6 protein-coding genes are annotated in these 11,733 nt (G+C 59.4%); 3 read left to right on the forward strand and 3 right to left on the reverse strand.

Going from position 1 to position 11,733, the window contains the following annotated elements; translation table 11 throughout:
• Positions 1 to 1,259: 1,259 nt before the first annotated feature.
• On the forward strand, positions 1,260 to 4,742 hold the full coding sequence (locus NYZ98_RS07085; RefSeq protein WP_262841736.1) for a helicase-related protein: 3,483 nt from the start codon (positions 1,260 to 1,262) through the stop codon (positions 4,740 to 4,742).
• Between the two features lie 60 nt (positions 4,743 to 4,802).
• On the forward strand, positions 4,803 to 6,671 hold the full coding sequence (locus NYZ98_RS07090) for a hypothetical protein (RefSeq protein WP_262841737.1): 1,869 nt from the start codon (positions 4,803 to 4,805) through the stop codon (positions 6,669 to 6,671).
• A 38-nt stretch (positions 6,672 to 6,709) separates the two neighbouring features.
• Here NYZ98_RS07090 and NYZ98_RS07095 read toward each other — a convergent pair whose 3' ends face one another.
• Complete coding sequence (locus tag NYZ98_RS07095; RefSeq protein WP_262841738.1) at positions 6,710 to 7,522, reverse strand: very short patch repair endonuclease; 813 nt, start codon at positions 7,520 to 7,522, stop codon at positions 6,710 to 6,712.
• Positions 7,519 to 8,793, reverse strand: a complete 1,275-nt coding sequence (locus NYZ98_RS07100; protein ID WP_262841739.1) for a DNA cytosine methyltransferase — start codon at positions 8,791 to 8,793, stop codon at positions 7,519 to 7,521. The genes NYZ98_RS07095 and NYZ98_RS07100 overlap by 4 nt, the downstream gene beginning before the upstream one ends.
• Positions 8,794 to 9,055: 262 nt before the next feature.
• Here NYZ98_RS07100 and NYZ98_RS07105 point away from each other — a divergent pair, with 262 nt between their 5' ends.
• Positions 9,056 to 9,808 carry an Eco29kI family restriction endonuclease gene (locus NYZ98_RS07105; RefSeq protein ID WP_262841740.1) on the forward strand — a complete coding sequence of 251 codons (753 nt, stop codon included), beginning with the start codon at positions 9,056 to 9,058 and terminating at the stop codon, positions 9,806 to 9,808.
• Positions 9,809 to 10,540: 732 nt separating this feature from the next.
• Here the strand turns inward: NYZ98_RS07105 and NYZ98_RS07110 are convergent.
• Positions 10,541 to 11,733 (reverse strand): hypothetical protein (locus NYZ98_RS07110; RefSeq protein ID WP_262841741.1); only part of this gene is annotated, 1,193 nt, incomplete at its 5' end.

An 11,733-nucleotide genomic window follows, 5' to 3' on the forward strand; every position in this document is an offset into this window, starting at 1 on the left:
GTACAGTTGCGAAGGATGTCCGAGGCCAGGCGCGACACCTAGGCCAAGGAGGGCTGCGGCTTTCGGTCTAGCAGGTTCTGGCGATGGACGCCGACCTTTGCTCAAGGCGGCGCAGAAGCCCCCTGACGTCGAGATGCTCCGGGAGGCGCAGCCGTGGCCCCACCCCGATTGTCTGGCGTGCCGCTTTCCCCGGATGGATGGGTAATAGGGTCGCGGCGGTGCGTCCCCGGTCGGCGGGAGCGGTCCAGTGCGGCGGGCGCGCCGTACGGTGGGCGGCGGGCCGTGCGGCGGCGCGGAGCGCCGTCGCCTTGATTCTCATGAGCGCAACTCGGCAAGTCTGGCGGCTCCTCATAGCGGCTTCTCAGACCTTTCTACTGCGGCATGCTGCCCCCCGGGCGTCTCCAGGCCTGCGTGAGGACCCACTTGTCCTTTTCTGTTGACTCACCTGCTAGCTGATCGACAGTGCGTCCTGATGGTCATCCGAAACGTTGAATAGGGGCCACTCGAAAATAGTCTGGCGCGTGCAGCTGCCCCAGAAGGTCGCAGAAGTAGGGAACGCGACGACCGTCGAGGCGCTACGGTATGAACCGACTCAAGACGCACAGTAAGCACATGGCTCTCTTCTTCAACATCTTCTTGCAGGTCACGCGAGGGTTCCCCGGACGTGCCCACCGGCGTCAAGCCTCGTTCCTTCAACCAGGGAGTATCGCCATGTCGGCGCCCCCGTTTGGCCGCAGACTGCCAGCTGTCAAGAGAGGCCCTCAGCGGATCACCTGCCAGGCCTTACAGTCCTCCCCCTGTCCGCGAATCCGCCTCCTCGATCAGTTGCGGCGGCAGCAGCAGCTCGCCGAAGCAACCAGGGCCCATGTCCATAGCAGCCCGGATTTTGCCGGCGTGATGGAGAGGGAGGCGACGCGGGCATGAGTTCCCAAAACCCTGACAGCGATCGCTGGCGCCGTATCGCGTGGCGGATCGTCATCATCGGGGGAGCAGCTAGCGCGGTCGCGGTCGCTGTCGCCGTACAGCCCGCCTGGGCAGTCCCGATCGGTGCCGGGCTGACCGCTGCCGGATTCCTTTGGGACGTCCTTCATCGGAATCGGCGGGATAAGTAGCTCCTATCGATAGGGCGCACTGCGGTCCGGCGAATCCTCGCCGGACCGCACGGCCATCGTTCCGTCCCGACATCTTATACAGGTCGCGCGAGGTCCTTCCGGACGTGTCCATTAGCGTCACGCCCCCTCTAATTAGGGAGACACATCATGTCGGCATCGCCCCATAGTCAGTTCCCGACGGCGGCCGTAGCGCATGCTCAACGTCATGATGCCATGCTCGGTTGCCTTTCGCAGCGCATAGTTGATCAAGCGGTTGGACTTTCGATTCCCATAGGAACTCGCCTACTGGATCAGCCGCATAGAAGGCTTTGGTTGGGCATGCTGGCCAGCGAGCCTAAGCTGATAGCTGAAACCAACGCTGGCTATCGTGGCCTTCAGATCACTCCACCCGCTCAGGGCTTTTCGTTCCGAGTAGCAACCTTGCCCGATATCCTCACTGTCGAGGTGAGCGCAGCTGCTTACCTGGCACTTCATCCGACCCTCGAAGAACAGATCAGCGTAGACAAGTTCAACTCTGTCGACCTGAGTGGAAAAGATTCCAATACAAACGACAGCGGGAAAACGCGAGGCGCCTCCACGAATGATGCCAACATACTGCGCACCAATGCCATGACATCCGCAACCAGCCGAGCCAGAGGCTACAAGCTAGCACACGTATGGACGAAGATTGCTATAGAGCCGGTACGGATCAACGCTGCTCTACCGGCGGGTGGGGCAAGATCAATGCGTGTCGGTGAACCAGAAATCGCAGGCGCCTTCAGGGCGGCTATCGCTCGCAGGGCCGGTGAGCTCTTTCGGCAACGGCGTACTGGCACACCAAACGGCGCTTTCCCTCGCGACGATGACCTCGTCGACGAACGAACATGGGCCTCGTACAGTGCCCGCAATCTCATCCGTGCGGACGACATTAGCCCGCCCGAACATCGAGCGGCTATCGAAATCGACATCATGTCCGTTGACGGCCTCTTTGAAATATTTGTTGCCGTAGTCAATACAAGCCCGGCTCCTATTCATCAGTTGATCGATGGTGTTCGGCCCTATGAAGAGGAGTATCTCGATACACGCCTCTTCGAAGTTGAACTGACCGCCACGGGTGCCACGGAGGTCATTCCGTATGAACTTGAGCAGGTGGCTCAGTCGCACCGCTATGAGCGGTCGGTGGACGCTTTCGGCCATGCCTCGCCGGTTTCCTGCAAACAAGAAAACGGGCACACCACGCTGCGAACGCTATTCGCTGCCGAAGAATCTACATCACGAGGATATCCAAGAAAGTTTTCAAAGGGTCGAGATGGTCGAGAAGGCGAGATTGATACCTATTTTGACTCTCTAATCAGTGATCCAGTAGGCATCGTCTCGAAACTGGTGGAGATGCTACAAATCTGGGTAGATGATCATTGGAGCTCTGCTGAGCTCAATGTTCTCCATCAGACGCGAGGTTGGAACGTAACAGCACGGAAAGAAGCCGAGGAAGATGCTCAGGCCGCTCGTGAGGAAGTCGAGTGGGTCAAGGCAGGACTGGAGGTACTGCGTTCTAATGAGGCCGTCCGTGACGCCTTCGTCGCTGCGAACCGAGTGGTCAAAGCTGCCGCGCAGGGCGATTATAGTCTTTGGCACCCCTTCCAAGTGGCTTGGATCGTCGGTTGTCTTCCCGGTATGGTGAATCCAAGAGAGCACAACAAAGTAAACATCGTCTGGTTCCAGACCGGTGGCGGAAAGTCGGAAGCCTACCTTGGGCTGATGCTGGTCACGCTATTTTACGGTCGTTACACAGGGGTGACTGCCGGCACCCAGGTATGGGCCCGGTTCCCCCTGCGTTTGCTTGCAATGCAACAGACTGAACGCTTCGCCAAGATGGTTTTCAACGCTGAGGTCGTACGGCAGGACGACCCTCGCATCTCGGGGACGGCAGCATTTGGCATCGGCTATTTTGTCGGCGATGGCAACACTCCCAACAAGCTCCACAAACCCGGTAGTCTCTTTCAGGGGCCTGACCCTAGTTCGCCGAAAACCGCAGAAGCATGTCGTGTTCTGAGCAAATGCCCATTGTGTAATGAGCCAGTCGACGTACGTTGGGACGATGCAAGTCACACCATGCGGCATATCTGTAATAACCGGTTCTGTCGTTTGCGTGGGGTCTTGCCCGTATGGGGGGTGGATGACGACATCTATCGCCGCGCCCCCTCCGTGCTGGTTGGCACCGTAGACAAGCTGGCACAGCTTGGACAGAACCAGGCGTTTCAGGTTCTGCTTGGTCGGCCTCACTCCCGTTGCCCAAAGCACGGATATTCCGCGAACCCTACGTGGTGCTCTGTCTTCGGCTGCAAAGAGGAGCGATATCCGATTCCTCCTGGCTTCGGACATATACGACTTGAGATAGCCGACGAGCTGCACCTGCTGGACGAAAGTCTCGGTGCTCTCGACGGTATGTACGAATCGCTGCTGCAAACCATCAGCGAGCACCTCAAGAATGAACCCCTACAGATCGTCGCCGCAACAGCGACCATCGAGGGATATCACAAGCAGGTAGCGCATCTTTATGAACGCGAGGCGCACCGCTTCCCTGTCAATGGGCCTGAGCCTGGGGAGACCTTTTGGTCTACGATAAGGGTCGATATCCCTATGCGTCGGTACCTAGGCGTTCGATCTAGGGCGAGCACTATGGTTACGGCTACCCGCGAGATCGCTATGGTCCATGCACAGTGGGTACGTGACCTTTGTGAACGGCCGGATGTGGTTGTAGCAGAGGCCGGCCTAAACGCCAATGACGCGCGTCTTATAAAGGAAGCTCAGCTGGCGGGTGAGGATCTGTACGAAGTGCTGGTGGCGTACTGTTTGCGCAATGAAGATCTAACAAGTCTTACCCGTGACCACGCCGTGCAGGAAATCCTCACGAGCGAGGATAACCTCGTCACTATCAATGGAGACGCCGACGCAGAGACGGTGCGTAAGGCCGTAGATAGACTTATCCATCCACCATCGGATAACTCAAGTCGAGTCAAGATCATTGCTGCAACTAAGGCGATTGGCCACGGCTTTGACGTGGCGCGACTGGGTGTCATGGCTGTAATGGGTACGCCCACGCAAGCTGCCGAAATCATTCAGGCTTCAGCGCGCGTGGGGCGGAGTCATCCCGGCCTTGTCGTGAATGTCATAAACCCGAGTAGAGATAGGGATGCCAGCGTTTTTCGCTATTATCCGGAGTGGATTCGCTATCTAGATCGTCTAGTGCATAAAGTGCCGGTGAACCGCCAGTCCGTGCCTGTGTTGAAGCGAGTGCTGCCCGGCGGTCTCATGGCTTGGCTCCTCCAAGTCCTCGATCGGAAGTGGATCACCGGAGGTCGTAGACGGAAGTCGTTAGCTGACTCGACCTCCTTTCGTGACGCTGTCAACAATGGCGATATCAATCGAGAGCTGTTGATCTCACTACTACGCCGCGGCTTCTACATCGACGACACGAACGTCTATCACAGGATGCACCGCGAGGCAATTGACACCTGGGTCGACGATCAGCTCACAGCGTTGCCCTTGCGAGCGGAGAGTGGCAAGAGGCTACCGGATCTGCTACGCCCGTCCGTTCCCCGGTCTCTTAGAGACATTGAAGAGCCTCTCACCATCTATGGCGACGTGTAATCGGGCGCGTTTTCCCTTCAATTCCATAGACTTATCCTGCTCGTGAGGAGAGACTTTGCTATGGCTTTTGACAAGCTCAATCGCAGCAACATTGCGGCGCTTTGGCGTTATATGCCTGGTCAACCATACAACTGGTCATCTAAGGGGTCCGTTGTAGGGAAAGCTCCACGTCAGGTAACGCCCCTCGACCTGCCCGAGGGATGGGTTGCCCCTCAACTTCACCGCTTGCTCCTGCCCTTCGGCGCCGCGAATGCTGGCAATCCAGGTGCGAGAGCTGAGTTAGAGGTCATCGGGCGAGGTCAATTCGTCTTGGTGAAGGCCGAAGACCTTGGCGCCGAACGCTTTCCCAACAGCTTCCTATGCCGTGTCTGCTGCATATTCAAGATTATCCAGACCGGTGAGCCGGCTCCATTTTGCCCCACCCGAAATCATGGACTGATGGAGCAGTTCTCCTGGTGCGAGGTCCACGAGTGTGGCCATCTCGAAGAGATCAGTGTGCCAAGATGCGATCATAGTTGCCGCGCGCCAATGCGGCTGCACAATACTCGTGAGCTGCAAACTTCTCGGTGGTACTGGACCTGTAGCCACTGTCAAATTCGCTCGGAACAACCGATCGTGAAGTGGTGCACGACCTGCCGGGCTGGTCGCCCTCAGATCATGCGGGTGCCCCAGTCTTCGGCTTACTATCCGCAGGTAATCACTGTCATCAACCCTCCGACACGAAATGGTTACGCTGAGCTTGCTCATGAGCGTGTCTACGCGGCAGCTGTAGCTCAAAGCCTCGGCATTCTTCCCCGTGGCACGGAAGGATTGCGCTTAGCCGCAGGCGGGGCTTTGGCTGACAGCGCGCTTCGGCAAGCGGAGGAGACAGCGGCCGCTCTGGGACTGAAACAGGATGACGATCTGTACGAGCAGCTGATCACCAGGGCCAAACAACAGGCGGACGATATTCCAGCGTGGGCAGCACAAGTCGACGCCCTGGGAAGGTCTCCTGAGACTATTGATGCCTTCGGCGAGGAATGCCGTCAACTGGGACTTGCCTGGGATGCCGCGCCACTTACGGTGCAGAATCTGCTGCATGGCGGTGCGGATACTCCGTTGGAGTCGATCTATCAGCAGTATAAGGAACTGTTCTCACAATACAAGTTCGTTAACGTCACACTCCTGCGCGAGCTACCGATCGCTTACATTGTCGCTGGCTACACGCGAATCAGTGGGAAGGCGGTGTCCACGACGCGCCGCGGCACTCGTACCACGACACGATTTCGGTTTTTTCCGGCGAGCCGCGACAGCAAGTTCCCCATGTACGGTGTGCGTACGGATACCGAAGGCCTGCTGTTTGAGCTGGACAAGCTGGCGGTGGTCGAGTGGCTAGTGGACTCTGGAGTAGTGGACGCTCCTGGCGTTAACACCCAACAGGACGCGCAGAGGTGGATCTACGAAACTGTCGACCCAGTCACGGACGCTTTCAGTACTCCTAAGGATCCCGTCACAAAAGCGATTCTTGGCCTTGTTCACTCGATGGCGCATCGCACGATGAAGGCCCTTGCTGCGAGGTGCGGGCTCAATGTGGATTCGCTCGCAGAGTTCATGTTCCCTACCAATTGCGCCTTTCTCATTTATGCAAACACTCGCAGTGAGTTCACCCTCGGAGGACTAGAACATGTCTACCGATTTGATCTGGTGGACGCGCTGCGGGAATTGGATGCAGAGCAACGGTGTGTATTTGATCCGCCCTGTAGACGGGATTTCGGCGGGGCATGCGCCGCCTGTCTTCATATCTCAGAGGTCGCCTGCACTCGTTTCAATACGGTGCTAGATCGTAATCTGCTCTTCGGGACACTGCCGCCGCTAGCTCCTACCGAAGACGGTTCGTCGTTGCCAGGCTCAAAGGAGGATGTGCGGTGGGTCAGGTACTGGGGGCGCTAGCTTTCTGACGAGGCAGGACCATCTAAGTTCCCTAATTTCTACTCAGGTCGTGCGTCGGTGCTCGATGTTGATAGTCGGTTTGATCGACGGCGCACAGCCTGGGCGATGCGGTCGGCGGTTTCGGTGGGATCCTCGTGTTCCCACACCCTTACTACCAACCAGCCGGCGGCAAGAAGCTTCGCGTCCGTGTCTCGGTCTCGGGCTTGGTTTTTGGCAATCTTGTCCTTCCAGAACTCATCGTTATGGCGTGCGGCCCTGTAGTGCTCAGGGCAGCCGTGCCAATAGCACCCATCGGAGAAGACCGCGACTCTCGCCTTGGTAAAGACGACATCCGCACGCCGTTTCAGCTCTTGGATCGGACGAGCATCCACGCGGTACCGAAGCCCTAGGTTATGAATAGCTGATCGGAGCGCGAGTTCAGGTTTGGTGTCTCTGCTTCGGTTAGCTTTCATCACGGTGCGCACTGCGGGCGAGCTTGCCCACGAGTCGGTCGAAGCATCAGGAGTCGTAACGAGCTGCTGTTCTTGAGCCAGGTGCCAAGCACTAGCAAGATTCAGTGCTCTAGTCGGCTGAGAAACCTCGCCTAGGTACGTTTCGCGAGTTTTTCCTCTATCGGACCAGCGCAGATATGCCCGGATTCGACGAGTTCTCGGAAGGACCTTCAACTCAACGGACGCCCTAGCGGTACGGCCATCACCAAGGTCGACCAGTCGGCGGTCACCTCCGCCTGCGGCCCGATCCTGCTCGGCGGTGCGTGCGGCGCGGCTTAAGCCAGGCCGACATTTCCATGCTCGCGCGGGGGGTGGCTCATCTTTCCACCGTCCAGAGTCCGAGGGTGGCGAGGGAATCATCTCGGGCGCTCGGCCTCCTCCAGTACCGTGGCCACCGCGCTGGCGAAGACCTGTCCGAGCAGTACGGGGACCGCGTTGCCGAGCTGTCGCATCTTCTCCCCCCGCGGGCCAGCGAGCGCCCAATCGTCGGGGAACGTCATGACTCGGGCCGTCTCGCGGACCGTCATATACCGATGTGTTCCGTCGTCCAGCAGCAACACCGACTCGCCTCCTGGGACGCCATGCACGCCAGCCTTGACCGTTTTCGCGGGACGATCGAGTTCGTTTGGTGTATGTCCAGGATAGATTCGCGCGTCTGGCCAGCCGATATGGTCTGTGAATCCGCCGAGGTTGTGTTCCTTGCGGTCGAGTCGCTCCACCGGTGGCAGAGGCTCTTGCCCGTCGATCCCCTTGATCGCGTCTCGTAGCGTGCGCCAGGGCAGTAGTCGTTCCGCATCGCTCCGCAATAGTGGTTGCTGCGGAATCCGGGCCATCACCCGGCCTCGAACTTCCCGGGGAACCTCGGGATGCCGTGCCCAGTAGGAGCCATCGATCATGTGCTCGTGAAGGCTAGCCTCAGAGAAACGCGGCTTCACTAGCTGTCTGAACCTCTTCCTGTTGATCCTGAGATCACATCGGAAGGCAACGATGAACACCCTGTTCCTGATCTGCGGGACACCGTAGTCCGCCGCGTTCACCGGAAAGTGCATCACGTCATAACGTTCGTGCGGGTCTACCGCGTTCGTCTCCAGCAGGTGACGGAGCACCTCGTCATGATCCCGCCAGGTGCTGCCGTCCTTCCGTTGCTCGAAGGGCAGCGAGAGCTCGCGCTTGATGTAGTCGAAGTACGGCTTGAAGGAGGGGCGTAGGAGACCACGAACGTTCTCGCAAATGACTGCCTTTGGCTCCATCTCTCGAACGGCTCGGAACATGTGTGGGAAGCCATTGCGATCATCCTCATCGCCCTTGGCGATCCCGCCTAGGCTGAACGGTTGGCAGGGCGGCCCTCCCGCCAGTACGTCGACGTGCCCCTTCAGATAGTCGAAGTCGACCTTTCGGATATCACCCATGAGGAGCGGCGGACGCTCACCTGGCCCTGGGATCGGTGGGCGCTCACCACCTACCTCGTACGCCTCCGCCTTGTGTGCCAGTGTCTCGCAGGCCCGTCTGTCGATCTCGTTGAACAGCAGCGGACGAAAGCCGGCCCGCTCGACCGCCATAGCGAGGCCGCCACCACCTGCGAACAACTCGACACATGTCCTACCAGCGGAGACATCCAACTGTTCAGCCATGGGAGAAGCGTACCGCGGAGTTGTCGATCACGCGGCAGGTGTGTGGAGAACGTCCCCCATAGTTCAACACTCTGCCAGCACTCCCAAAGCGGGAAGATCTGCCACAATGGCGGTCCGGCGAGGGGTCGCAGGATCGGAAGCGCTCAGGCGGCGCCAGTCAAGGACACGCTTTGGTGTGACCCGCCAACGGCAGCCCATCCATTCCAACACCTTTGTCATACAACTTCGGCCCACGCATCACCCCCAACCAAACGGAGCGCGCTTGTCCACCACGCCCCTCTTCGCCACGCCAGAAGGCGAGCGCGAGCAAGCCCCGAAGGCACCCAAGACTCCTCGAAAGGGAAAGGCGTGGTATGCGACGGCTCGACATTTCGAGGCATATAATCCGCTTGATCTAGACAATCTGGGCCGTAGCGTCGAGGGTGAGTTGCTAGCCCGAGATCCAGAACCCCTTGGAAGCGTCGCCCCCATGTACGGCAGCGGCATCTACGCCCTTTACTACAATGGGTCACATGAATTGTATGCGCCCATCAGTTCTCCTGAATGCATGGTTCCGATCTATGTCGGTCAAGCTCGCCCAAAGGGAACCCGCAAAGGCGTCGCTGACGAAAGTGCGGACTCCGTCGCCCTGTGGGATCGCATAGTCAAAGACCATAAATCCTCCATCGATCAGGCGTGCGACCTAGAGGTTGATGACTTCTTAGTCAGGCATCTTGTCGCCATTGAGGCATTCGTTTCGCTAGCGGAGCGAGTTATGATTAGGCACCATCGGCCGATTTGGAATAGCCTTGTAGATGGTTTCGGAAACCACGATCCTGGTGCGGACCGTCGCAGGACAGGGAAGCGCCCTCCATGGGACGAACTTCATCCCGGCCGCTGGTGGTCACATCCGCTGAATATGCCAACCCCGAGCCTCGTTTCTGCAGACCTCTCCCGGCAGCGGATTGAGGCCTTCTTTGCCGGGCAGCTTTCGGAGGAAGAGATTCAATCGATCGAGGCCGAAGAGACATTGTAGGTTTGCAGCGTCACGTCCCGGATCCGTATGCTGTTGCGCTTGGTCATGAGACTCACAGCTGCGGGGCGGGCCGGATCACTGCGGGTGGTCATAATGCCCGCTGGCCAATGAGACGACGACGCTGTGGGGACAGGTGGGCAACCAACGGATCTGCATTCTCGTGGGATGTAGTATCACCCCGACATTGGGGATACCGCCACGACCGAAGTAGGGGCTATCAGACGTGCGCATCACCTTTCGGTGGTGAGGCCGACTATCCCGACTGGCTGAACGAAGATTTAACCGCGGCCTCACGAATGCGCTGGTGTTGCTGGCTGGTGTTGGAACGCCACCGGGATGGAGTGCGGCTGCTGTCATGGCATGGCCTGGTAGTCCGCATGCTTGGCTCCGTCTTGATCGCGGCAATGAGCCAGCTCGTCGATCGGTTCGGTCTGGTCACTTGGCGACAGTTGCTGAATCTGCGAGGAACCCGGCCCAGTGAGTTGATCAGCTAGGTGCGGTAGGCCGAGCGCTCTGACCTGAAGGGGCGTGCTGCCCTCGGGGAAAGACACTTGCTGACGTGCCTGTCGCCTGGTTCACACTTCTCTTCAACGCAGCGTCAGCGACACCCGCGTGAGGGATATCTCCTGCTGAAGGGCAGGTGCTGCGAGGGCAACAATCAGAGACACGGCCCTTCTTCAGGAGGTCCTTGGCTCCTCGCCGGGCGGAGGCTGGGTTGTGCGGACATTCTCCTCAATCGAGGAGCTCTGGACGGCGATTCGATAGGGCGCACCGGGCTGCTACGAAGCGGTCGTGGAACTCCTGGGCTAGAGCTTCGCGCCTAAAGAGGTGGCGGATGACTCGATCAAGGTCTCCTGCGCGGTTGACCAGGTCGGTGAGGGACTTACGTTCGATGTCGAAGGCGGTGAGGCCCTGGTTAACGGCGGCGTCGAGGTTGCCTCTTCTGGCGTGGATGATGCCGAGGTCTATGTGAGCGTCGGCTACGCGCATGGGAGCGTTGCTGGTGCCGTCGGGGCAGGTGTGGATCTGGATGGTTTCGAGGGCGTGTTCTTCGGCGCGGTCGTTGTCTTCGAGCCAGGTGTAGGCGGTGGCGGCGTAGTAGAGCCATTTGGCGTGGTCGAAGACGAAGTGGTGGTCAGGGTTGGTGGGGATGGGGAGTTTGGCGAGGGTGTCGGCTCCCCTCGTTAGGGCTTTGTCGGCTTCGCGGCGGTCGCCGATGCGGGCCAGGCCTCGCGCTTCTTGCAGGGTGAGTTGGACCATGGCGCTGGTTTGGCCGGCGACTGCTTGGCCCATGCGGGCGGCGGTGACGACGTCTTCGTAGCGGCCTTCGACGAGGGCGAACCAGGCTAACATCTCGTAGGCCCAGGCCATGAGTTCGCCGTGGCCGACTTGGCGGCCCATCTCGTAGGCGGTGCGGCGGGCGGTTTCGGCTTCTTCGCGTTCGCCGAGATCGTAGTGGACGCATCCGAGTAGGGCGGTCAGCCAGCCGGTGATGACCAGGAGGTCGCGATGCTGGTCGAGGGTGATGCGGCCAGAGAGTAGCCGGGACACCTGGGCGAGGCGCTTCTGCGTGCGGTCGCGCAAGGTGGCGGAGACGACGGGGTAGGCGCGGCATAGCAGGTCGACGGCTTCGGCCAAGGCTTCGAGGGTGCCGTTGCCGACGTCGGAGGCTTGGAGTTGCTGGGCGAGTTCCATGGTGCCGTAGAGGTCGGCTTCGGCCCGCAGGGCGTCTACCGGTGTGATGGTCGTGGCTTCGACAATCAGGTTTTGGCCGCAGCGGTGGGGGCGGAAGCCGAGGTGAACCGCGCCGGGATTGATGGAGACTTCATCGGTTGGAAAGGATGGAGTCCATGTCAGGTCGATCCAGTTCCCCTCACCCTGCCCAGCGTCGCTATCCACCGGAGCTGAAGGAACGGGGGGTGCGG

Source organism: Sphaerisporangium corydalis (genome assembly GCF_025506355.1).
Taxonomy (GTDB): domain Bacteria; phylum Actinomycetota; class Actinomycetes; order Streptosporangiales; family Streptosporangiaceae; genus Sphaerisporangium; species Sphaerisporangium corydalis.

What these genes read in the sequence shown, in the direction of transcription:
- NYZ98_RS07085 (WP_262841736.1), top strand. Translation starts at nt 1,260, where the DNA reads ATGTCGGCATCGCCCCATAGTCAGTTCCCGACGGCGGCCGTAGCGCAT.
- NYZ98_RS07090 (WP_262841737.1), top strand. Translation starts at nt 4,803, where the DNA reads ATGGCTTTTGACAAGCTCAATCGCAGCAACATTGCGGCGCTTTGGCGT.
- NYZ98_RS07095 (WP_262841738.1), bottom strand. Translation starts at nt 7,522, where the DNA reads ATGATTCCCTCGCCACCCTCGGACTCTGGACGGTGGAAAGATGAGCCA.
- NYZ98_RS07100 (WP_262841739.1), bottom strand. Translation starts at nt 8,793, where the DNA reads ATGGCTGAACAGTTGGATGTCTCCGCTGGTAGGACATGTGTCGAGTTG.